This is a genomic window from Bradyrhizobium sp. JHI2711, assembly GCF_056156565.1.
On sequence record NZ_JBPZPT010000001.1, the window covers coordinates 1,361,082 to 1,383,611 of the forward strand.

A 22,530-nucleotide genomic window follows, 5' to 3' on the forward strand; every position below is an offset into this window, starting at 1 on the left:
CACCTCACTTGGATGATCACGCTGGGCCGTGACCTCGCTAGAATGGCGGATATGCCTGAATTCTTCTCTCTCCTCCGTGCCCGCTCCCTCCTTGCCTGCACCGTGCTCCTCGGCACACTCGTGCTCGCCGATGGCGCTTTGGCGCAGGCCGGCCCGCCGCCCCAGCCCGGCCAGAACGGGCTCGGACCGAACCCGATGTGCGTGCGGCTGGAAGCCCAGCTCGCCGCGCTCGATCGCGGCGGAGGTGATGCCGCGCGCGAAGAGCAGATCCGCCGCTACCAGGATTCCCAGGCCAAGCAGCAGGCCGAGCTCGACCGTGTCACCATGCAGGCCAAGCGCATGGGCTGCGATTCCTCCGGCTTCTTCTCGCTGTTCAACGGCCAGTCGGCGCAGTGCGGCCCGGTCAACACCCAGATCCAGCAGATGCGCGCCAATCTGGACCAGATTACCGGCAGCCTCGAGCGGCTGCGCGGCGGCCCCGGCGCCAACCCGGAGCGCGACAACCAGCGCCGCTCGGTGCTGATGGCGCTGGCGCAGAACAATTGCGGCCCGCAATATGCCAATGCCGTGCAGCAGCAGGGCGGCGGCAACTTCCTCAGCAATCTGTTCGGCGGCAACAATCCGAACAATCCGCAGGCCATGCCGCCCTCCGATCTCGGCCCGCAATCCGGCACCTTCCGCACCGTCTGCGTGCGCACCTGCGACGGCGCCTATTTCCCGATCTCCTTTGCCACCGTGCCGGCGCGCTTCCCTGACGATGAGAAGACCTGCAAGGCGCTGTGCCCGGCCGCGGAAGCCGTGCTCTACAGCCATCGCAATCCCGGCGAGGATATGAACGCTGCGGTCTCGATCGGCGGCCAGCCCTACACAGCGCTGCCGACCGCATTCAAATTCCGCAGCGAGTTCAACCCTTCCTGCTCCTGCAAGGCGGCGGGACAGACCTGGGCGGATGCGCTGAAATCGGCCGATGACAAGGCCGCGGCCGAGCAGCAGGGCGACATCATCGTCACCGAGGAAAGCGCCAGGAAGATGCAGCAGCAACGGCTCAACAAGGGCGCGCCGCAGCCTGCCAATGCCAAGAAAGGCGCGGCTCCTGCGCCAGCAACTGCTGCCGCACCGGTCGCCACGCCACCCGCGGACGCGAGCCCCTCGTCGGAGAACAAGCCGATCCGCTCGGTCGGCCCGACCTTCCTGCCGCAGCAGCAGAAGTAGGCCGCCACTCTGTCATGCTCCGCGCAGGCGTCCCAGCGCGGCCGTTCCGCTGTTACGGCTCGCCCTCGCGGCTCCACGGGAAGAGATTGGCCGGAAAGTCTGCTGCGTAGCGCCTGCCCTTCCGGGGCGGAAGCGGTGCGTCCGGTGGGTTCGGATTGGGCTCGACCACCCGCCGATAGAGGTGCCAGGTGGCATGACCGAGCACCGGCAGAACGACGGCGAGACCGACGAAGAGCGGCAGCGAGCCGATCACGAGCAGCGCCGCCACGATGAGGCCCCATCCGGCCATCGCAACCGGATTCGCCGCCACCGCTCGGAGCGACGTGCGGATCGCGTCGATCGCCGTCGCATGACGGTCCAGCATCAACGGAAATGACACGACGCTAACGCACAATGCCACAACCGCAAACAGGAAGCCGACACCGCAACCGATGATGATGAGCGACCAGCCTTCGGGTGTCGTCAGCACGCGCGTTGCGAAGTCGGGTATGCTTGCGGCCGCAGCGTGACCGAAGATCGCGACATAGATTGCGTTCGCGGCACCGATCCAGGCCCCGAACAGGACCAGCAGGAGCACGCCGAGTTCGACCATGGCGCCGAACGACGGTGCGCGCAGCACCTTGATCGCATCCCATGCTTCGACCTCTTCGCCGCGCTCGCGACGACGGCTGAGTTCGTAGAGACCGATCGCGGCAAAAGGACCGATCAAGGCAAAGCCGGCGGCCAGCGGAAACAGTAGCGGCAGCACCGAATAGCCGAGCACCATCCTGAACAGGACGAGACCGAGAACGGGATAAATCAGGCACACGACGATAGCGTGACTCGGCATCGCCTGGAAATCACCCCAACCCAGGCGCAGGACCTCGGTCAGGTCGGACAAGCTTATCTTGCGAATGGGATAGGAGGTCGCTTCGCCGAATGCGCGCCGCCTGATGTCGTGGGAGTACAGAGTGGCCATGTACGGACCCTCCCGTGCTGAAAATCGCGGTTTTCGACAACACGCGCTCTTCAGCCACGCGTGTCCGCCTGACGAGCAGGAAACGCGATGGGTCTGGTACGGCAACCCAGGTTCAGTAACCGAGCCTGGCCGGACGGAACCCGTCGCGACCTGCCCGGCAAGCTTAGCGCGCGCGGAGCACGACTGCACTCACGGTTGGGTGAATTGCGCACCAGCACGGATTTGTGCGTTGCATCACCCAAACCGAACAATGGGCACCGGATGCTTGACGGTTTGCCAGCACCGGCAATCACACCAATTCGGGCACCTCTATTGCTCTATTGACGCCGGATTAGGCTGGGATCATTTTAGACGCAGACGCCCTTAGAGTTGAAGGTCGCGAGCGTTCTCTTGATTTCGCGATCGGTGGACTGGGCGAAGCAAGAGGCCGGCGATGGCATATGCCAAGAAAGGCCAGCCATCGCGACAGACATGAGCTCCGCCCGGGATTCGTATCCGTAGCCTTCGATGGCAAGGATGGATCAGGATGGCTGTCGCACTGATACTGCTTCTGGTCGCGATCGGCTCGGTGCTGTTTCACATCTACAGCCCGTGGTGGTGGACGCCGATCGCCACGAACTGGGCCTATATCGACCACACCATCAACATCACGTTCTGGATCACGGGCTTTGTTTTCGTCGCCGTGATCGCCTTCATGGCTTACTGCGTCTTCCGCTTTCGCCACAGAGAGGGAAGAAGGGCTGACTACAATCCGGAAAACAAAAGGCTCGAATGGTGGCTGAGCGTCGGGACCGGCGTCGGCGTCGCGGCCATGCTGGCGCCTGGCCTCGTGGTCTGGCACCAGTTCGTGACGGTGCCTGCGGATGCCACCGAGCTCGAGGTCATGGGCCAGCAATGGCAGTGGAGCTTCCGCCTTCCGGGCAAGGATGGGCAGTTGGGCACATCCGATGTCCGCAACATCGCTTCCGACAATCCGATGGGGCTCAATCGTGACGACCGGCACGCGCAGGACGATGTCGTGATCGAGAGCGGCGACCTGCACCTTCAAGTCGGAAAGCCGGTCAAGGTTCTCCTCCGCTCGGTCGATGTCCTGCACGATTTCTACGTGCCCGAATTCCGGGCCAAGATGGACATGGTTCCAGGCATGGTGACCTATTTCTGGATCACGCCGATCCGAACCGGAACCTTCGATGTCCTCTGTGCGGAGCTTTGTGGCACTGCTCACTATCAAATGCGGGCCAAGGTCATCGTCGACGAAGAGCGTGAATATCACGCTTGGCTGGAGCAACAAAAAACGTTCGCAGAATTATCGCCGGCAAAAGCCGTCGTGAAGACGACGTATCAATCCGGCAGCAAGTAGCAAGCTGCCGCCGAAGATAGATCGGGCGCAAGAGGCCAGCGCCTCCCCCCGATGGAACGACCGAGGAGGTTCTATGGTCGATGTTCCATATGAAGGGATCCCCGGCATCCCGCCTGCCGAAGTACCTGACGTCGAGCTCTATCATCCGCGGAGCTGGTGGACACGATATGTGTTCTCGCAGGACGCCAAGGTGATCGCCATTCAGTATTCGCTGACGGCCACGGCCATCGGGCTGGTGGCCCTGGTGCTGTCGTGGCTGATGCGGCTGCAACTGGGATTCCCCGGCACGTTCTCTTTCATCGATGCCAACCAGTACCTCCAGTTCATCACCATGCACGGCATGATCATGGTGATTTACCTGCTCACCGCATTGTTCCTGGGCGGCTTCGGCAACTACCTGATCCCGCTGATGGTCGGCGCCAGGGACATGGTCTTCCCCTATGTGAACATGCTGAGCTACTGGATCTACCTGCTCGCAGTCCTGGTGCTTGCCTCGACATTCTTCGTGCCCGGCGGCCCCACCGGCGCCGGTTGGACGCTGTACCCGCCGCAAGCAATCCTTTCAGGAACGCCCGGGCAGGATTGGGGCATCCTTCTCATGCTCGCGTCCCTGATCCTGTTCATCATCGGCTTCACCATGGGCGGGCTGAACTATGTGGTCACTGTGTTGCAGGCGCGCACGCGCGGCATGACCTTGATGCGCCTGCCCCTGACGGTGTGGGGCATTTTCACGGCGACCGTTATGGCGCTCCTCGCGTTCCCTGCATTGTTCGTTGCCTCGGTCATGCTGCTGTTCGACCGTCTCTTGGGAACCAGCTTCTTCATGCCCGCTCTCCTCGAGATGGGCACGCTTTCGAAACATGGCGGCGGCAGCCCGTTGCTCTTCCAGCACCTGTTCTGGTTTTTCGGTCATCCCGAAGTCTACATCGTTGCCCTGCCCGCCTTCGGCATCGTCTCCGATCTGATCAGCACGCATGCGCGCAAGAACATCTTTGGTTATCGCATGATGGTCTGGGCGATCGTAGCCATCGGCGCGCTCAGCTTCATCGTATGGGCGCACCACATGTATGTGAGCGGCATGTTCCCGCAATTCGGGTACTTCTTCGCCACCACGACGCTCATCATCGCAATCCCCACCGCGATCAAGGTCTACAACTGGGTGCTGACCCTGTGGCGCGGCGACATTCATCTCACGGTGCCGATGCTGTTCGCCCTCGGCTTCATCGTCACCTTCGTGAACGGCGGGCTCACCGGCCTCTTCCTCGGCAACGTCGTCGTGGACGTGCCCCTCTCGGATACCATGTTCGTGGTCGCCCATTTCCACATGGTGATGGGCGTGGCGCCGATCATGGTCGTGCTCGGCGCGATCTATCATTGGTACCCAAAGGTCACGGGGCGGATGCTGAACGAGGCCATGGGCAAGTTTCACTTCTGGGTCACCTTCCTCGGCGCCTACCTGATCTTCTTCCCCATGCACTATCTTGGACTGCTCGGGGTCCCGCGCCGGTATTTCGAACTCCTGGATACGACGTTCATCCCGTCCTCGGCCCATTCACTCAACGCCTTCATCTCCGTGGTGGCCTTGATCGTCGGCTTTAGCCAGATGGTGTTCCTGTTCAACCTTGTCTGGAGCCTGTTCAAAGGTGAGGCCTCAGGCGGCAATCCGTGGCGGGCGACGACGCTGGAGTGGCAGACGCCGGAGACGCCCCCAGCGCACGGCAACTGGGGCAAGGAGCTCCCTGTCGTGTACCGCTGGGCCTATGATTACAGTGTGCCCGGTGCCGCGGAGGACTTCATTCCGCAGAACCAGCCGCCGCGCGCGACTCAGCTCGTTCAGGGAGCTGCTTCGTGAGCGCCATCATCCTGTTCCTGGCTGTGCTTGCGGTGATCGCCGGATGGTGGCTGTCGCAACAGCGCCTGACGGCCAAGCCCTGGCTGGAGGAAGGCCCGGCCGGTGACTTCCCCGGCGGCGATGCCATAACCTGGCCGGCAGCGAAGATCGGACTTGGCGTGTTTCTCGCGGTCGCGAGCGCCTTGTTCATCCTCTTCATCAGCGCCTACTCGATGCGCATGAGCGTGGTGGACTGGCGGCCGCTGCCGGTGCCGCGGCTGCTGTGGGTCAACACGGGCGTCCTGGTCCTGAGCAGTGTCGCGCTGCAATGGTCGTACGTGGCCGCGCGCCGACACGATACCGAAGGCGTCATGATCGGTCTGCTCGCGGGCGGAGCATCTGCCGTGATCTTCCTCGCCGGGCAGCTCCTGGCCTGGCAACGGCTCGGGGCTGCGGGATATTTCGTGGCGTCCAATCCATCGAATTCCTTCTTCTACCTGTTGACCGCAGTGCACGGGCTGCATCTGACGGGCGGTCTGGTGGCCTTGGGCCGAACCTCGGCCAAGATGTGGCGCGGCGCCGAGATCGCCGACATGCGCTTGAGCGTGGAGCTGTGCGCCATCTACTGGCACTTCCTGCTGTTGGTCTGGCTTGTCCTGCTCGGTCTTCTCACCGGCTGGACCGACGATTTCATCGACATCTGCCGCCAATTGCTGAGCTAGGAGGCGAGACCAGATGGCTGAGACCGTGCTGACAAATCCGGGCCAATCGCCTGCGCGGCTTGAAGGCTGGCGCGGCATCGCCGCCGACTGGGCGTCCGATCAGCGCGCCTTCAAGAACGTGTCCTGGGGCAAGGCCATGATGTGGATCTTCCTCCTCAGCGACACCTTCATCTTCAGTTGCTTCCTGCTCTCCTACATGACGGCGCGCATGTCGACGACCGTGCCGTGGCCCAATCCCAGCGAAGTCTTCGCCCTCAATATCGGGGGCAACCACATGCCCCTGATCCTGATCGCCATCATGACCTTCGTGCTGATCAGCAGCAGCGGTACGATGGCGATGGCCGTCAATTTCGGCTACCGCCGCGATCGGGTGAGAACCGCAATCCTGATGCTGGTCACTGCAGCCTTCGGCGCGACCTTCGTCGGAATGCAGGCCTTCGAATGGACCAAGCTGATCATGGAGGGCGTCCGGCCCTGGGGCAATCCATGGGGCGCCCCGCAGTTTGGTGCGAGCTTCTTCATGATCACCGGCTTCCACGGCACCCATGTAACGTTCGGTGTGATCTTCCTGATCGCCATCGCGCGAAAGGTCTTTCGTGGCGACTTCGACGTCGAGAGGCGCGGCTTCTTCACGAGCCGAAGGGGGAATTACGAGATCGTCGAGATCACGGGCCTGTACTGGCACTTCGTCGATCTCGTGTGGGTGTTCATCTTTGCATTCTTCTATCTTTGGTGAGGTCGGCGCATGACAAACGCGGCGGTACACATGGAAGAGCGGCTCCACGCTCCGGCGCACGGCGCAGTCGCAACGGAAGCCGTTCACGCCGAGGGGCAACAGCACCCGATCAAGCTCTACCTCGTGGTCTGGGGCTGGTTGTTCGTCCTCAGCACGTTCTCCTACCTCGTCGACTACTTTGGCCTGCATGGCTATCTGAGGTGGTCGCTGATCCTGCTGTTCATGATGTTGAAGGCCGGCCTGATCGTCGCCGTCTTCATGCACATGGCCTGGGAGCGGCTGGCCTTGACCTATGCCATCCTGCTGCCGCCGGTCGTGGTATTCGTATTTGTGGCGATCATGGCGCTCGAATCCGAATACACGCACTTCCTGAGGGTGCTGTTTTTTGCAACCCCGTCATAGCGCCTGCCGTCGCTCAGGCTAGGCATCACCCCTCGAATGCGTCGATTGACGCCGTGCTTCCACGTGACACCAGCGCCTCATCCGTCGCCGGCAACGGCTGGCCCTTGTCGCGAAAACGGTTGGTGATGGGGTAACGGCGGTCGCGGCCGAAATTCTTCGGCGTCACCTTCACCCCAGGCGCGGCCTGGCGGCGCTTGTATTCGGCGACGTTGAGCAGATGATCGATCCGGATCACCGTCTCGCGGTCGAAGCCGGCGGCGATGATCTGGTCGAGCGGCTCCTCGCGCTCGACCAGGCGCTCCAGGATGGCATCGAGCTCGTCGTAAGGCGGCAACGAGTCCTGATCGGTCTGGTTCTCGCGCAGCTCCGCGGTCGGGGGGCGCGTGATGATGTCGGGCGGGATCACCTCGCCGGCAGGGCCGAGCGCGCCCTCCGGCTTCCAGGAATTGCGCAGGCTTGCCAGGCGGAACACCTGCGTCTTGTAGATGTCCTTGATCGGGTTGAAGCCGCCGTTCATGTCGCCATAAAGCGTGGCGTAGCCGACCGACATCTCCGACTTGTTGCCGGTCGTCACCACCATCAGCCCGGTCTTGTTGGAGATCGCCATCAGCAGCGTGCCGCGGGTGCGGGCCTGGAGGTTCTCCTCGGTGATATCGGGCGGCAGGTTCTTGAAGATGCCGGACAGGATCGTCTCGAACCCGGTCACGGCTTCGGCGATCGGCAGCACCTCGTAGCGGATGCCGAGATGGCCGGCGAGCTCGCCGGCATCCGCGATCGAATGCGGCGCGGTGTAGCGGTAAGGCAGCATCACGCCATGCACCTGGTCGACGCCGAGCGCGTCGACCGCGATCGCCGCGCAGAGCGCCGAATCGATGCCGCCGGAGATGCCGAGCAGCACGCCTGGAAAGCCGTTCTTGGTGACGTAATCGCGTAAGCCCAGCACGCAGGCGGCGTAGTCGGCCTTGTCGCCCTCGGGCAGCTCGGCGATCGGCCCGCTGCAGCGCCAGTCGTCGCCGTTTCTGCTGAAGCGCAGCGTGACGATGCCCTCTTCGAAGGCCGGCAGCTGCGCCGCGAGCGAGAGATCGCCATTGAGCGCGAAGGATGCGCCGTCGAACACGAGCTCGTCCTGGCCGCCGACCTGGTTGAGATAGACCAGCGGCAGCCCGCTCTCCGTGACGCGCGCCACCGCGACCGACAGGCGCACGTCGTTCTTGTCGCGGGCGTAAGGCGAGCCGTTCGGCACTAGGATGATCTCGGCGCCGGTCTCGGCCAGCGTCTCGACCACGTTCTCGTAATCCTCGGACTCTTCCAGCCAGATGTCCTCGCAGATCGGCACACCGATGCGCACGCCGCGCACAGTCACGGGACCGGCGGCAGGGCCGCGCGAAAACAGCCGCTTCTCGTCGAACACGCCGTAATTCGGCAGGTTGCACTTGAAACGCAGGCTCGCGATGCGCCCGCCGTCGAGCAGCGCACAGGCATTGTAGAGCATGCCCTCCTCGACCCAGGGCGTGCCGACCAGCATCGCAGGCCCGCCATCGGCGGTCTCGCGCGCGAGGCTTTCGATCGCGGCGCGGCAGGCGGCCTGGAAGGCGGGCTTCTGCACCAGGTCTTCCGGCGGATAGCCGGCGATGAACAGTTCTGGAAACAACACGAGATCGGCGCCGCCGGACTTGGCCTGCGCCCGCGCCGCGCGCGCCTTGGCCGCATTGCCCTCCACGTCGCCCATGGTCGGATTGAGCTGGGCGAGCGTGACCGCGAATGTGTCGAGACGTTCGGTCATCGCGCGCTCGCTTTCACCTCTCCCGAAGGGAGAGGTCGAATTGCGTCGGAGATGCAATTCGGGTGAGGGGTTACGGTGTCTCGTGGGAGCTGAGCCCCCTCACCCGATTTGAGCTCGACGATGCTCCGCATCGCGAGACACAAATCGACCTCTCCCCGTTGGGGAGAGGTGAAGGGACCTCGGACACCCACGCGCAATGGATTGTCTCCGCGCTCTAGAGAAACCCCAATCGCTCGATGATGGCAATGATCCAGAACGCGCCGGTCATCAAGAGCGCAACGCCAACCGCGGCCGAGCCCATGTCCTTGACTCGGCCGATCTGCTTGTCGTGATCCAAGGTCAGCCGGTCGGCGAGCTTCTCGATCGCGGTATTGAGCAACTCGACCGTCAGCACGAAAGCGACAGAGCACACCAATTCGACCGCGCGCATCGCCGTGGCGCCGATGAACCAGGCGAGCGGCACCGACAGCAGCAGCGCAAAAATCTCCTCGCGGACCGCCTGCTCCGACCGGAACGCAAAGGCCAGCCCGTTGCGGGAATTGATCGTGGCCTTCCAGATCCGCAGCAAGGTCTTACAGCCCCGCTGCGGCCGGAATCGGCTGAGCCTTGCCGGCGCGCTCCTGCTTGAGCAGCTCCGCGACCAGGAACGCCATATCGATGGATTGCTCGGCGTTGAGGCGGGGATCGCAGACCGTGTGGTAGCGGTCGTTGAGATCCTCGTCCGTGATCGCGCGGGCGCCGCCGAGACATTCGGTGACGTCCTGGCCGGTCATCTCCAGATGCACGCCGCCGGCATGGGTGCCCTCGGCGGCGTGGACCGCGAAGAACGACTTGACCTCGGACAGGATGCGGTCGAACGGACGAGTCTTGTAGCCGGACGTCGAGGTGATGGTGTTGCCGTGCATGGGATCGCAGGACCAGACCACCACCCGGCCCTCGCGCTTCACGGCGCGGACCATGTTCGGCAGATGCTCGCCGATCTTGTCGGAGCCGAAGCGGCCGATCAGCGTCAGCCGGCCCGGCTCGTTGTCGGGATTGAGCACGTCGATCAGCTTCAGCAGCTCGTCTACCTTGAGCGAGGGGCCGCACTTCAGCCCGATCGGATTCTTGATGCCGCGGAAATATTCGACATGGCCGTGATCGAGCTGGCGGGTGCGGTCGCCGATCCAGATCATGTGGCCCGAGGTCGCGTACCAGTCGCCGGTGGTGGAATCGATGCGGGTCATGGCCTGCTCGTAGCCGAGCAGCAGCGCCTCATGGCTGGTGTAGAAATCGGTGGCACGCAGCTCCGGATGGCTCTCGAGGTCGAGGCCGCAGGCGCGCATGAAGTTGAGCGCGTCCGAGATGCGGTCGGCCAGCTCCTTGTAGCGGCGTGACTGCGGACTATCCTTGAGGAAACCCAGCATCCATTGATGCACGCTGCCGAGATTGGCGAAGCCGCCGGTGGCGAACGCGCGGAGCAGGTTCAGCGTCGCGGCGGACTGGCGATAGGCCATCAGCTGGCGTTGCGGATCGGGAATGCGCGCTTCGCTGGTGAAGGCGATGTCGTTGACGATGTCGCCGCGATAGCTCGGCAGCTCGACGCCATTCACCTTCTCGGTCGCCGACGAGCGCGGTTTCGCGAACTGGCCGGCGATGCGGCCGACCTTCACCACCGGCACCGCGCCGGCATAGGTCAGCACCACCGCCATCTGCAGCAGCACGCGGAAGAAGTCGCGGATGTTGTTGGCGCCGTGCTCGGCGAAGCTCTCGGCGCAGTCGCCGCCCTGCAGCAGGAAGGCCTCGCCGGCCGCAACGCGGCCCAAGGCCTTCTTCAGATTGCGCGCCTCGCCTGCGAACACCAGCGGCGGAAAGGTCGCAAGCTGCGCCTCGACGTCGGCCAGAGCCTTGGCGTCGGGATATTCGGGCACCTGTAGCACCGGCTTGCTGCGCCAGGACTCGGGCGTCCACCGCTCGGACATCGCAATCTCTCCGTGAAGCAAAAACCACAACCTGATCTAGGGGTTGCGAGGGCCGCCTTATACACAGGCCGGCCACGCCCCGCCAGTTGTAAATCCATTTCGCAGCGCAAACCCTTGCGGCCAAAGCCGAATTCGCATTTGCTTGGGCAGGCTTGAGGAATCCGACAGGACACCGACCGCCATGGGCGCGGCACTGGATGACGTTTTCATCGACGAGATCAGCTTCCCGGCAGCCGACGGCTATGCCCTGACCGGCACCCTGTTCCTGCCGCGCGGCGCCAAGCGCCATGCCGTCCTGATCAATTCGGCGACCGCCGTGCCGCGAAAGATCTATCGGGGCTTTGCCTCCTACCTCGCCCATCGCGGCTGCGCGGTGCTGACCTACGATTATCGCGGCATCGGCGATTCCCGCCTGCCGGCGATGGTCGGCTACAACCAGCCGAAATCGCTGGTCGGCTTCAAGGCCTCGATGTCGGACTGGGCGGCGCTCGACGTCACCGCCGCGGTCAGCTGGATGCGCGAGCGCTATCATGCCCTGCCGCTCGCCTATATCGGCCATTCCTTCGGCGGCCAGGCGCTCGGGCTGATCGCGAACAACAGCGAGATCTCGCGCGCAGCCTTGGTGGCCTCGCAGGCCGCGACATGGCGGTTGATGACCTCGCCGGAAAAATACCGGGTCTACGCCTTCATGAATTTTGTCGGCGTTCCGCTGGTCCATGCACTCGGTTACGCACCGGGCTGGGCCGGCGTCGGCGAGGATTTGCCCAAGGGCGTCTTCCTGCAATGGACCGAATGGGTCTCGAGCCCACGCTATCTGTTCGATTCAAAGCTGCCGGCACTCGAGAACTTCGCCAGGTTCAAGGGCGAGCTGCGCTCCCTATGCTTCTCCGACGATCCCTGGGCGACGCGGCCCGCGGTCGAGTTGCTCGCGAGCGGATTCACTGCGATCAAGCCGGAGGTGCTGATGGTCAAACCCTCCGACGTCGGCGCCAAGGGAATAGGCCATTTCGGCTTCTTCCGCCCCGAGCACCGCGACACGCTGTGGCGCGGCGTCGCGGAATGGATTCAGGGGGAATGAGGCTCTTCACCTCTCCCGAAGGGAGAGGTATAGCGGAGCTAGCCGCCCCGCCCCCCGCCTCATCATCCACTAGCGTATGATCGTCATCAGCGACGAGTAGCGCCGGTTCGGCTTGGCGTCGCTAGGAGCGAACTGCGCGAAGGCGTCGCTGACGCGCACCGCCGGCGGCGTGTCGCTCGCGAACCGAAACTCCTTCGGCCGCGGTGCGTAGAAGCTGGCGCGGTAATAAGCGTCGTCGAAGCGCGCCTCGCCGACGCCGAACAATGCGTCACAGACCAGCAGGAGCGCGTAGACTCCCGCGACCGCTGCGACGATCTCCCTGAGAATTGTCATGCCGATGCCCTGCCCTTTTGCGGGCAGGATGCAGATCGGTTCCAAAGGCCTGGTTTAAGGCGCCCGGCTTCTTGTCGGCAGCGTTTGCCGGCGCTGAACCGATCGCAGACAATTTTATCGATCTCGAAAAGAGAGCCCGCCCAACCGGACGATCAGGCGGGCTCCAGGATTGGCCGCTCGGGAGGTATTGGGCGGCCAGCTTATCAGCCGTGCTCGACCTCCTTGCGATGGCCGCTCTCGCTGAGGCGGTCGACCCAGGCGATGCCGACCGCCGAGACGATGAAGGTCATATGAATCAGCACCTGCCACATCACCCCGCTCTCGGTGAAATTGCTGCGGGTCGTGCCGAGATTGCCGGCCTCGATGAAGGTCCTGAGCAGCGAGATCGAGGAGATGCCGATGATCGCCATTGCGAGCTTGATCTTGAGCACGCTGGCATTGACGTGACCGAGCCATTCCGGCTCGTCCGGATGGCCGCTGAGGTTCAGCCGGGAAACGAAGGTCTCGTATCCACCCACGATTACCATGATCAGAAGGTTCGAGATCATGACGACGTCGATCAGCCCGAGCACGACCAGCATGATCTGCTGCTCGCTGGCGTCGAACGAATGCAAGACGAGGTGCCAGAGCTCCTTCAGGAACAACAGCACATAGACGGCCTGGGCGACGATGAGGCCAACATAGAGCGGCAGCTGCAGCCAGCGCGAGCCGAAGATCAGCTTCGGAAGCAGGCCGACCGGCGGCAACGGCGCGGCCCGCGCCGAAGGTGCTTTGGGTTCGGACGTCATTGATCACTCCGGATTGCGGTAGATTGTCGCCTCAGAGACTCGCAATCACCGGTGCAAGTTCCAGCGTCCCGCGATAGATCATCTCAAACGCGACGTAAAGGATGATGGCGAGGCCGACATAGGCCACCCAGCGCTGCTTCTGGAGCAAACGGCCAAGCAGATCCGCGGCAACGCCCATCATCCCAACCGACAAGAGCAGGCCGAAGGCCAGGATGTAGGGATGCTCCCGCGCGGCGCCGGCGACCGCGAGCACGTTGTCGAGCGACATCGACACGTCGGCGGCGACGATCTGCACCGCCGCCTGGCCGAAAGTCTTCCGCTGTACCGGCTGCTGTACCGGCGCAGCACCTGCGCCGCCACTATCGAATGCGAGTTCTTTCGCATGCGCGGCCTGCTCGCGCAGCTCGCGCCACATCTTCCAGCAGACCCAGAGCAGCAACACGCCGCCGGCGAGCAGAAGGCCGATCACTTGCAGAAGCTGGGTCGCAACGCCGGCGAAGGCGATACGCAGTGCGGTGGCAGCGGCGATACCGACGATGATGGCGCGGCGGCGCTGCTCGGCCGGCAGGCCGGCAGCCGCAAGGCCGATGACGACGGCATTGTCGCCGGCGAGCACGAGATCGATCAGGATGACTTGAAACAGCGCGGACAGCGCTTCGGCGGTGATGAGTTCAGTCATGATTGATCATTCCTAGAGGCAGACGGATCGAGCCAATGCGGCTTGCGCCGCTCGATCCAGTCGAAGACTTTTGAACGGGAGGAGCGCAGCGCAGGCACGTCCTCGGCGAGCAGAGCAAGGCCGAGCGGCAGCATCCAGACGCCGAGCACCGGGAGGATGGAGAGCACACCGCCGACGACCAGTAGCGTGCCCGAGGGAATCCTGACCCAGCGGCTGGACGGCTTGAGCAGATAGGTCAGGGTGTCGCTCATGCGCGGCGGCAGGCGGTCGACGAGCTTGGCCAGGCGCGGGTCTCCACCGGCGATCTGGTCGGTGGTCCCCTCGGTTTGCCTGGTGCGCTCGTTCGAAATCGTGCTCATGCTTACCCCTTCGAGGCGGCCTGCAGCTTGGGGCCCGGCGCACTCGCCCCGACCGGCTTCGCGCGCGGCAGCACCAGCGTCAGCAAGCGCAACAATTTAATCGCCTGGACTTCGTGGGGATGTACGTCCTCGTCTGCGGCAGCAACGCGCTCCGACAGCTCCACCAGATGCGACGACAGCGGCAGGTTCGAAACCGGTCGCAGCGTATCGATCACGACGTTGGCAAAATCCGGCTCTTCGAGCCGTTCGGCGAGTTCGTCGAACATCGCACGGAGCCGTTCGTCGCCGATGTGCGGCGCCAGCTTGCGGTCTCTGATGAAACGGATCACCTCGTCGCGTTCGACGGGTGAGACGCGCCGGTCAGCAACCGCTACCAGGGCGCCCACGATCACCACGGCCGCCGCGGCCTGCTCATTCAGGCTGGACGGTTCCGTGATCTCGATCGAATTTGAGGACTTGGTTCCGGACATCGTAGCTCCCTTAACTTGCGAAATAGCCGCACGGAGCTGCGATGGGGACGAATGGTCGGAGAAAACGAAACAGGGGGCCCGACAATCGGCCGATCCATCGCATTCGCGCGGGACTGGTCATCCGACATCGCGAGGTTTGCCGACGAACGTCGACGTCCTCGCCAGAGGGGCCCGGATTCTTGTTCGCTTCAGAATTATAGGTACGCCTGTCGGAATCAAGGCGGACCGGCTGCGACCAGCCGCCGCATCCGTTCGGCGTTGCGGGATCGGTCATGCAACCCTTTCGCAGCTGGAACCATGCGTCCGTGACAGGTGTTGATGCACCTCGCGACGCATCAAACCGCCTGGCAGGAACCCGCATGTGCCGCTGGATCGCATACCGGGGCGAAACCACCTCGTTCGAGCCTTATGTCACCGAACCCGAGCATTCGCTGATTGCGCAGAGCATCCGCTCGCTTCAGTCCACGGCGGGCTCGAACGGAGACGGCTTTGGTCTCGGCTGGTATGGCGAGCACCCCGAGCCGGGCCTTTATCGCGAGACGCGCCCGGCGTGGTCGGACGAAAACCTGCGCTACCTCTGCCGGCATCTGCACTCGCATCTGTTCTTCGCTCATGTGCGTGCCGCAACCGGCACGGCCGTGACGCGGCAGAATTGTCACCCCTTTGCCTGCGGGCACTGGATGTTCATGCACAACGGGTTCGTCGGCAGCTGGAATCGGCTGCGGCGCAAAGTCGAGGCGCTGATTCCCGATGCCTACTATCCATCGCGGCTGGGCACGACGGATTCGGAAGCCGTGTTCCTGGCCATGATGGGGGCCGGTCTCGAGCACGATCCGCTCGGCGCGACACAGTCCGTGCTGCAATCGCTCCTCGGATTCGTCAATGAAGGCGGGCTTCGGGAGCGGCTGCGCTTTACCAGCGCGATTGCCAACGGCCGCGACCTCTACGCATTTCGGGTCTCGGTGAACGATGCCGCGAACACGCTCTACTTCCGCGAGGACGGCGGGCAAGTCATCGTCGTCTCCGAGCCGTTCGATAAGGAATCGGACTGGGCGGAAGTCCCGCCGAACCACGCCCTGATCGCGCGAGCGTCCGAAGCCGTCAAAATTGTTCCGTTCGATCTTGCAATTTCCAGTACATCGGGTGCGGAACCGGCCACAATCAGACGGATTATCGCCCGCAGGTAGTGACCGCGCCGGTGGCCAATGACATTTGCTTCAGACGTTTCAAAGCTGCTGCGTCTTGCCCCCTCCGAGGACAAGCAGCATGTCGTCATCCGTTCTGCCGGCGGCGGCGGTAATCCGGCGGAATATTCCTTCGGCATCGAGGAGGAATACTTCCTCGCTGACCGCCGCAGCTTCGAGGTCGCGATCCGCACGCCCAACGAGCTGTTCGAATCGGCAAACTGGTCGACCGGCGGCCAGGCCATGCGCGAGATGCTGCAATCGCAGCTCGAGGTCGCAACCAACGTTCATGTCGACGTGAACGACGCGCGCGAGGAGCTGCGCTTCCTGCGACGCGAGGTCGCGAACGTCGCTGCGCAATACGGCTTCGTGATCATGGCCTGCGGCACGCACCCGAGCGCAGTCTGGCGCATGTCGCAGCCCAGCCCGAAACCGCGCTACGAGGAGATGATCGAGGATCTGCGCAGCATCGGCCACCGCAACATGATGTGCGGCATGCATGTGCACGTGCAGCTGCCGGATCCCGAGAAGCGCATGGCGGTGATGCGGGCCATGCTGCCGCATCTGCCGCTGTTCATCGCGCTGTCGACGTCCTCGCCGTTCTGGAATTCGCACAAGACCGGATTGAAGGGCTACCGCCTCGCGGCTTATTCCGAGCTGCCGCGCACCGGCCTGCCCGAATTGTTCGAAGGCAAGCAGGATTTCGACGCTTATGTCGGCGCGTTGCAGCGCTCCGGCGTGATCCCGGACGAAAGCCACATCTGGTGGGCAATGCGCCCCTCCATGAAGCATCCGACGCTGGAGCTTCGCGCGCCCGACACCTGCACCTTCGTCGACGACGCGGTTGCCATCGCCTCGCTCTACCGCTGCCTGACGCGGCATCTCTATCTGCGCCCTCAGCTGTCCCGGGAGGTCACTGCGGTCGAGCGCGCGATCGCGGTCGAGAACAAATGGCGCGCCCAGCGCTACGGCACCGACTGCATCTTCGCCTCCACGGACGGGCCGGTGACGATCTCGGAGCTGCTCACCGGGGTGATCGACGACATTGCGGAGGACGCAGCCGCACTGAACTGCTCCGCCGAGATCGAACACTGCCGCACCATCGTCGCGCGCGGCAGCTCGGCGGAATTCCAGCTTCGCGCCTATCGCGAAAGCGGCGACGACATCGCAGCCGTGTCACAATGGATCGCTACCTCTACGCTGTCGGGAACGAGCGCGCCTGTGCATCGCAGCGCTCCTGCGCCGTCATAGCGCCCCGCGCAAGCTTGTGCGACGAAAATGCCATTCCTGAGTTACGGAGATCGTTGGAGAAGCGCATGAATCGCACCACACCCTGCACCGGCTGCGGCCATGCGCTTGTCCCGATGCTGACGGCCCACGGCCACACGGAGCCGAGCTGCCTCTGGTGCGAAGGCTTCGACGCGCGCGCCATGGACATGGCGAAATGGGCAGGCAGCCCGTCCGGCAAGCCCGAGCCGGCGCTCCCGCGATCATTCGACTGAACCGTGCCAGGCGCCCGTCGCGGGGGCCGGCTGCATGCGCTTTTGCAGGGCATGCCGACAAATTAGACAAGACAAGCCGCTGCGCCCACTGACGGCTTGCCAGGACAGGTCGGGCGAGTTCGGCGCCACCCATTGCCTAACCTCAGGTGCAATCTCGATTATTTGCGCGTCGCGTGCAGCCGGCAGACCAGCGCGCCGCATTGCGCTCCGGCTGGCCTGAAATTCGCAAGACAGTATCAGGCCAAGTCCCTGCCCGGCCACGATGAGGAGCGGTCAGTCACGGCGCTCGGCTTCCGGGATGAATGGCCTCAGATCGGAGAATGCCATGAACGTGCATGCTGCCGGAAACATCAAATTCACCGGTCTCACCCATCCGAACGGCGCCCGGCTGCGCCTCAACGATCAGGACTTCGTGGCGATCGATCGCGACAAGAATGCGAATTTCGAGGCGACCTACCGGCCGCAGGCGCTCTACAACCGCGCCAACGAAGGCTTCCACGCCAACAACGAAACCTTCCTGCTGCACGAGGTGGCCACCAATCTGCCGATCTACCGGCCCGACACCGGCCCTACCGACTTCCATTTGCATCTGCCGCCGGGCGGCTTTCAGCTCGTGCTGGTCACCTCGGGCGCGTTCACCTTCGACTATGACGGCCGCTGGTACAATGTCGGCCCGGGCGCGGTGATGCTCCAAAGCGCGATCGTGCATCGCCAGCTGTTCTACACGTGGTCGGGCCTGTCGACCGAAGAGAATTTGAAGACGCCGCAGACGGTGGTGCCCGATCCGATCTCGATGGGCTATTCCGGCAAGTTTCTCGAAGCCTTCATCACCGATCCCACCACCTTTCCGAACCCGACCATTGTCGGTCCGGATCAGATCAATGAGGACGAAACGCCGCGCGTGGCCTGGAGCCATCCGCTGCATGACCGCCCGGCCGATGCCGGCTTCTGGCTTCAGGATCCCCTGGCGCTCGACGCACTGTTCAAGCCGCTCACCGATGGTTCTGTCAGATCGGCGATGCCGGTTTACATTCGCGACATCGGCATCGAGATTCCGAGCGGGCATCTCGTCACCGGCCACATCATCGCGACCGACCCGCGTGGCCACGCGCTCTTGCCGAAGAGCACGTCTGCCGCGGCGGACGCGACCTGTTTTGCCAAGGGCGAGGTCGTGATCTATCGCGTCATTCGCGGCACGGCCGAGTTCAAGAAGAAGTCCGGCGAGAGCTTTGAACTCTCTGCCGGCGACGTGGTGACGGCGGGGAAGGGTTCCATCAGCCTCACGGGTCTCGGCGAGAACACCCAGGTGCTGCGGCTCGGCCTGCTCAAGGGCATGAACGAGCTGCGCAGCTGGACGGCGACACAGCGCGACGAGATCGACGGCCTTGCCGGTCAGATCATCACCCAGAAGGACGTGCGTCCCCTGCGCACCGAGGGCAAACCGGTCGGATATCTGTACGGCTGAAACCTACTCTGCCGCCTGGCGCACGTGCCGCGCGCTCGGTGTGCGCATAGTGACGAGCTCTTCGGCGGCAGTCGGATGCAGCGCGATGGTCGCGTCGAAATCGGCCTTGGTCGCCTTCATCTTCACCGCGATCGCGACGGCTTGCGTGATCTCGGCGGCGGCATCGCCGACGATGTGACAGCCGAGCACGCGGTCGGTCGCGCCGTCGACCACGAGCTTCATCAGCACGCGGGTGTCGCGGCCGGACATCGTCGCCTTGATGGGCCGGAACGTCGTCTTGTAGATGTCGACGTGGCTGAATTGCGCGCGCGCCTCGGTTTCCGTCAGGCCGACAGTGCCGACCTCCGGCTGCGAGAACACGGCCGTCGGGATATTGGCGTGGTCGACCTGCACCTCGCGCTTGCCGAACACCGTGTCGGCGAAGGCATGGCCCTCGCGGATCGCGACCGGCGTCAGGTTGAAGCGGTGGGTGACGTCGCCGATGGCATAGATGCTGTCGACCGAGCTCTTGGAGAAATGGTCGACCGCGATGCCGCCGTTGGCGGGATTGATGGCGACGCCGGCATTCTCCAGGCCGAGATTGGCGACGTTCGGATGGCGGCCGATCGCGAACATCACCTGGTCGGAGGCGAGGCTCGAGCCGTTCGACAGATGCGTGGTGAAGTCCTCGCCGTGGCGGTCGACCTTGGTCACGGTGCAGCCGGTGAGGATGGTGATGCCATGCTTCTCCATCTCGGCGCGGACATGGGTCCGGACATCCTCGTCGAAGCCGCGAAGAATGTTTTCGCCGCGATAGATTACCGTCACATCGGAGCCGAAGCCGGCGAAGATGCCGGCGAATTCCAGCGCGATATAGCCGCCGCCCTGGATCACGATCCGCTTCGGCAGCCTCGCAAGATGAAACGCCTCGTTGGAGGAGATCACGTGCTCGATGCCGGGGATCGCCGCGCCATGGTTGGGCGCGCCGCCGGTGGCGATCAGGATGTACTTCGCCGTGACCTTCCTGTCGTTCTCGAGCAGGCGGACGGTGTGCTTGTCCTCGATCACCGCGCGGCTCTTGACGATCTGCGCGCCTGATTTCTCGACGTTGGCGGTGTAGGCCGCCTCCAGCCGCGCGATCTCCTTGTCCTTGTTGGCGATCAGCGTCGGCCAGTCGAAGCTGGCGGGCGGCACGGTCCAGCCGAAGCCGGCGGCGTCCTCGAGCTCGTGACGGACGTGCGAGCCGATCACGAACAGCTTCTTCGGCACACAGCCGCGGATCACGCAGGTGCCGCCCATGCGGTACTCTTCCGCGATCATGACGCGGGCGCCGTAGCCGGCCGCGATGCGGGCGGCACGGACGCCGCCCGAGCCGCCACCAATGACGAAGAGGTCGACGTCGAAATCAGCCATTATCCACTCCGACCCCTTATCAGGAACGAGCTTTCAGATAGGTGCGCTCAGATCTCCTTGCCACGCTTGCGCATCTCGGCACGGAAGGCGCCCATCACGGTTTCCGAGAAGTTCTGGGCCCAGCTGTTCATGAACGCCATGCTCTGCCCGATCGCGCGCGGCTCGGCATCGATCAGCTTCTTGCCCAGCGGCGACTTGTAGAAGGTGACGAGGTCCTTCAGCTCCTGCTCGGTGAACTCGCTGGCATAAATCTGCGCCATGCCTTCGCCGATCTCGCTCTGGCGGCCGTTGAGCTGCTGGGCCACGATCGGCGCGACCTCGTTGAGGTCCTTCTGGTAATTCAGGTTCTGCTGGATCAGCGCGCCCTTGGTCTTCTCGACCATGCCCGGCACGGCGCCCGCATACATCCCGGCGGCGTTCTTGATCTGCAGAATTTCCTTCGCTGCCGCAATCGCCGCGGGCGACGCCTTCGGCAGGGCCGGCGCCGCGGGAGCCTTCTGGCCCGCCTGCTGCGCGGCGACCGGGGCGGCCGAAAGGGCCAATCCCGCAGCGAGAGCCGCAGCCGGCAAGATTTTCAACACGTTCTTCATTCCTGGTCTCCTTTCGGCTTGCGCCGTTCAATCACGCGGATTCCGCCGCCGCCCGCCAGAACGGCCGAGCTGGCCAAGCCGATGAACAGCCCGTGCTCGACCACACCGGGAATGGCGCTCAACGCCTTGGCGAGACCGGGGGGATCCGTAATACGTCCGAGCTGGGCATCGACGATCCAGTGGCCGCCATCGGTGACGAAAACGTGGCCGTCCTTGTCCCCGCCTTTGGCCTTGCGGACCGCCATTTGCCCGGAAACGCCGCATTCGGCAAATGCCTTTTCGATCGCGCGGCGCGTCGCACCGAGCCCGAACGGGATGACCTCGATCGGCAGCGGAAACTTGCCGAGCGTCGGCACCCATTTGCTGTCGTCGGCAATCACGATCATGCGGTCCGAGGCGGCCGCCACGATCTTCTCGCGCAACAGCGCGCCGCCGCCGCCCTTGATCAGATTGAGCTCGGGATCGATCTCGTCGGCGCCGTCGATCGTGAGGTCGAGATGGTCGATCTCGTCCAGCGTCGTCAGCTTGACGCCGCAGCGTTCCGCATCGGCCCGCGTCGCCTCGGAGGTCGGCACGCCGATCACCTTGAGCCCGGCGGCAACGCGTTCGCCGAGCAGCTCGACGAAGTGCTTGGCGGTCGAGCCGGTGCCGAGCCCGAGCTGCATGCCGTCGCGCACCTCCTCCAGCGCACGCGCCGCAGCCTGCCGCTTCAATTGGTCCATGGTCACGTGTGCGCCTGCCTTGTGAAGTCTCGGCCGATTCCGGCCGCTTTCGGGCGCCTATGTAGCCTCGTTTTTCCCAGGAGAACAGGGCCTGGAACAGGGTCTGGGAACAGGCCTATAAGGTGATCTTATGGGCCCGCCCCTTGCGCGGATAGGACCGGGCCGGTAGCGCTTGGGAATCATGACCTTCTTCAAGACGACTTCCCCTCACACCATCGTCTTCGATCTCGACGGCACGCTGGTGGATACGGCACCCGACCTGATCACGGCCCTCAATTACGTGCTCGACCGCGAAGGCCTGCCGCCGGTGCCGATGGCCTCGGCCCGCAACATGATCGGCGCCGGTGCCCGCAAGCTGATCGAGCGGGGGCTGGAAGCGGAGGGCCGCACCGTCACGCCCGCGGACATGGACCGGATGACTGCGGATTTCATCGCGTACTATGCCGACCATATCGCGGTGGAATCCCGCCCCTTCGAGGGTCTCGAGGCCGCGCTCGACCAGTTTTCGGCGCAAGGCCACCGCCTCGCGGTCTGCACCAACAAGCTGGAATGGCTGTCGAAGCGCCTGCTGGACCAGCTCGACCTCAGCCGCCGCTTCGCGGCGATCTGCGGCGCGGACACTTTTGGCGTCCAGAAGCCCGATCCGACTATTTTTCGGGAGACGGTGGCCCGGGCCGGCGGCTACGTGAAGGCCAGCATCATGGTCGGCGATGCCGGAACCGATGTCGGTGTCGCCCGGCGGGCCGGCGTGCCCGTGATCGGGGTCAGCTTCGGCTACACCGACGTGCCGATCGCCGAGCTGAAGCCGGACCGCCTGATCCACCACATGCGCGACCTGCCGGCGGCCGCGATCAGCCTGATGACGGCAAGCAACACAGCAACGCTTTGATAGGATTGCCATTTTCGCCGCCCCACATCCCGAATGGATGCATAGAGGGCTGAGTTCACCGGCGCCGCGGGCGTTGCCGGTCGTACGCGGAACCCAGCTGCGAGCCGCACCGAA

General features: G+C 64.0%; 24 protein-coding genes. 12 read left to right on the forward strand and 12 right to left on the reverse strand.

Annotation, left to right across the window (positions count from 1 at the left end; genetic code table 11):
* Positions 1–42: 42 nt before the first annotated feature.
* The gene (locus ACTEK7_RS06620) at positions 43–1,212 is read left to right on the forward strand and encodes a DUF2865 domain-containing protein (RefSeq protein ID WP_225146549.1); all 1,170 of its coding nucleotides are present in this window, start codon (positions 43–45) and stop codon (positions 1,210–1,212) included.
* A gap of 52 nt (positions 1,213–1,264) precedes the next feature.
* Here ACTEK7_RS06620 and ACTEK7_RS06625 read toward each other — a convergent pair whose 3' ends face one another.
* Positions 1,265–2,170, reverse strand: a complete 906-nt coding sequence (locus ACTEK7_RS06625) for a DUF2189 domain-containing protein (protein ID WP_036001493.1) — start codon at positions 2,168–2,170, stop codon at positions 1,265–1,267.
* 526 nt (positions 2,171–2,696) lie between these two features.
* Between ACTEK7_RS06625 and ACTEK7_RS06630 the strand changes: the two genes are divergently transcribed.
* From ACTEK7_RS06630 to ACTEK7_RS06650, 5 genes are all read left to right on the forward strand, one after another.
* Entirely contained in the window at positions 2,697–3,530 is an 834-nt protein-coding gene (locus ACTEK7_RS06630; RefSeq protein WP_109144140.1) for a cytochrome c oxidase subunit II, read from the forward strand.
* Between the two features lie 73 nt (positions 3,531–3,603).
* Entirely contained in the window at positions 3,604–5,382 is a 1,779-nt protein-coding gene (locus tag ACTEK7_RS06635; RefSeq protein WP_036001499.1) for a cbb3-type cytochrome c oxidase subunit I, read from the forward strand.
* Complete coding sequence (locus ACTEK7_RS06640; protein WP_036022264.1) at positions 5,379–6,083, forward strand: cytochrome c oxidase subunit 3; 705 nt, start codon at positions 5,379–5,381, stop codon at positions 6,081–6,083. The genes ACTEK7_RS06635 and ACTEK7_RS06640 overlap by 4 nt, the downstream gene beginning before the upstream one ends.
* 13 nt (positions 6,084–6,096) lie before the next feature.
* Positions 6,097–6,819: a heme-copper oxidase subunit III family protein gene (locus ACTEK7_RS06645; RefSeq protein ID WP_225146548.1), complete on the forward strand. Its 723-nt coding sequence runs from the start codon at positions 6,097–6,099 to the stop codon at positions 6,817–6,819.
* A 9-nt stretch (positions 6,820–6,828) separates the two neighbouring features.
* Complete coding sequence (locus ACTEK7_RS06650) at positions 6,829–7,221, forward strand: cytochrome C oxidase subunit IV family protein (RefSeq protein ID WP_225146547.1); 393 nt, start codon at positions 6,829–6,831, stop codon at positions 7,219–7,221.
* Positions 7,222–7,246: 25 nt separating this feature from the next.
* On the opposite strand, the gene ACTEK7_RS06655 is transcribed toward ACTEK7_RS06650, so the two are convergent.
* The 3 genes from ACTEK7_RS06655 to ACTEK7_RS06665 all read right to left on the reverse strand — a co-directional run bounded on the left by ACTEK7_RS06655 (position 7,247) and on the right by ACTEK7_RS06665 (position 10,965).
* Positions 7,247–9,004, reverse strand: a complete 1,758-nt coding sequence (locus ACTEK7_RS06655; protein WP_225146546.1) for an NAD+ synthase — start codon at positions 9,002–9,004, stop codon at positions 7,247–7,249.
* A gap of 214 nt (positions 9,005–9,218) precedes the next feature.
* On the reverse strand, positions 9,219–9,572 hold the full coding sequence (locus tag ACTEK7_RS06660) for a diacylglycerol kinase (RefSeq protein WP_036001513.1): 354 nt from the start codon (positions 9,570–9,572) through the stop codon (positions 9,219–9,221).
* 4 nt (positions 9,573–9,576) lie between these two features.
* Positions 9,577–10,965 carry a class II 3-deoxy-7-phosphoheptulonate synthase gene (locus ACTEK7_RS06665; protein WP_225146545.1) on the reverse strand — a complete coding sequence of 463 codons (1,389 nt, stop codon included), beginning with the start codon at positions 10,963–10,965 and terminating at the stop codon, positions 9,577–9,579.
* A 181-nt stretch (positions 10,966–11,146) separates the two neighbouring features.
* Here ACTEK7_RS06665 and ACTEK7_RS06670 point away from each other — a divergent pair, with 181 nt between their 5' ends.
* Complete coding sequence (locus ACTEK7_RS06670) at positions 11,147–12,043, forward strand: alpha/beta hydrolase family protein (protein WP_225132832.1); 897 nt, start codon at positions 11,147–11,149, stop codon at positions 12,041–12,043.
* A gap of 69 nt (positions 12,044–12,112) precedes the next feature.
* Here ACTEK7_RS06670 and ACTEK7_RS06675 read toward each other — a convergent pair whose 3' ends face one another.
* The 5 genes from ACTEK7_RS06675 to ACTEK7_RS06695 form a co-directional block, all read right to left on the reverse strand.
* Positions 12,113–12,376 (reverse strand): hypothetical protein, encoded by a 264-nt coding sequence (locus ACTEK7_RS06675; RefSeq protein WP_225132831.1) that lies wholly within the window; start codon positions 12,374–12,376, stop codon positions 12,113–12,115.
* 203 nt (positions 12,377–12,579) lie between these two features.
* Complete coding sequence (locus ACTEK7_RS06680; RefSeq protein ID WP_225132830.1) at positions 12,580–13,164, reverse strand: TIGR00645 family protein; 585 nt, start codon at positions 13,162–13,164, stop codon at positions 12,580–12,582.
* A 31-nt stretch (positions 13,165–13,195) separates the two neighbouring features.
* Positions 13,196–13,843 carry a TerC family protein gene (locus ACTEK7_RS06685; RefSeq protein ID WP_225132829.1) on the reverse strand — a complete coding sequence of 216 codons (648 nt, stop codon included), beginning with the start codon at positions 13,841–13,843 and terminating at the stop codon, positions 13,196–13,198.
* The gene (locus tag ACTEK7_RS06690) at positions 13,840–14,202 is read right to left on the reverse strand and encodes a hypothetical protein (RefSeq protein ID WP_036001531.1); all 363 of its coding nucleotides are present in this window, start codon (positions 14,200–14,202) and stop codon (positions 13,840–13,842) included. The genes ACTEK7_RS06685 and ACTEK7_RS06690 overlap by 4 nt, the downstream gene beginning before the upstream one ends.
* 2 nt (positions 14,203–14,204) lie before the next feature.
* The gene (locus ACTEK7_RS06695) at positions 14,205–14,672 is read right to left on the reverse strand and encodes a tellurite resistance TerB family protein (RefSeq protein WP_109144143.1); all 468 of its coding nucleotides are present in this window, start codon (positions 14,670–14,672) and stop codon (positions 14,205–14,207) included.
* Between the two features lie 359 nt (positions 14,673–15,031).
* Here ACTEK7_RS06695 and ACTEK7_RS06700 point away from each other — a divergent pair, with 359 nt between their 5' ends.
* The 4 genes from ACTEK7_RS06700 to ACTEK7_RS06715 all read left to right on the forward strand — a co-directional run bounded on the left by ACTEK7_RS06700 (position 15,032) and on the right by ACTEK7_RS06715 (position 18,823).
* The gene (locus ACTEK7_RS06700; protein ID WP_036001537.1) at positions 15,032–15,859 is read left to right on the forward strand and encodes a class II glutamine amidotransferase; all 828 of its coding nucleotides are present in this window, start codon (positions 15,032–15,034) and stop codon (positions 15,857–15,859) included.
* An 18-nt stretch (positions 15,860–15,877) separates the two neighbouring features.
* Entirely contained in the window at positions 15,878–17,107 is a 1,230-nt protein-coding gene (locus tag ACTEK7_RS06705) for a carboxylate-amine ligase (RefSeq protein WP_225146544.1), read from the forward strand.
* A 65-nt stretch (positions 17,108–17,172) separates the two neighbouring features.
* Entirely contained in the window at positions 17,173–17,358 is a 186-nt protein-coding gene (locus tag ACTEK7_RS06710; protein WP_225141415.1) for a hypothetical protein, read from the forward strand.
* Positions 17,359–17,683: 325 nt separating this feature from the next.
* Complete coding sequence (locus tag ACTEK7_RS06715; protein WP_225146543.1) at positions 17,684–18,823, forward strand: glucuronate isomerase; 1,140 nt, start codon at positions 17,684–17,686, stop codon at positions 18,821–18,823.
* 3 nt (positions 18,824–18,826) lie between these two features.
* Here the strand turns inward: ACTEK7_RS06715 and gor are convergent, their stop codons facing one another.
* Genes gor through rpiA form a run of 3 tightly spaced genes read right to left on the reverse strand, consistent with a single transcriptional unit; the run spans position 18,827 to position 21,533 of the window.
* Positions 18,827–20,215 carry a glutathione-disulfide reductase gene (gene gor / locus ACTEK7_RS06720; protein WP_225146542.1) on the reverse strand — a complete coding sequence of 463 codons (1,389 nt, stop codon included), beginning with the start codon at positions 20,213–20,215 and terminating at the stop codon, positions 18,827–18,829.
* A 47-nt stretch (positions 20,216–20,262) separates the two neighbouring features.
* Positions 20,263–20,805 carry a DUF2059 domain-containing protein gene (locus ACTEK7_RS06725; RefSeq protein ID WP_036022233.1) on the reverse strand — a complete coding sequence of 181 codons (543 nt, stop codon included), beginning with the start codon at positions 20,803–20,805 and terminating at the stop codon, positions 20,263–20,265.
* Positions 20,802–21,533: a ribose-5-phosphate isomerase RpiA gene (gene rpiA / locus ACTEK7_RS06730; protein ID WP_036001558.1), complete on the reverse strand. Its 732-nt coding sequence runs from the start codon at positions 21,531–21,533 to the stop codon at positions 20,802–20,804. Before rpiA ends, ACTEK7_RS06725 begins: the two co-directional genes overlap by 4 nt.
* Before the next feature lie 175 nt (positions 21,534–21,708).
* On the opposite strand from rpiA, the gene ACTEK7_RS06735 reads away from it, so the two are divergent.
* The gene (locus ACTEK7_RS06735; protein WP_225146541.1) at positions 21,709–22,416 is read left to right on the forward strand and encodes an HAD family hydrolase; all 708 of its coding nucleotides are present in this window, start codon (positions 21,709–21,711) and stop codon (positions 22,414–22,416) included.
* The last annotated feature ends 114 nt before the right edge of the window (positions 22,417–22,530 follow it).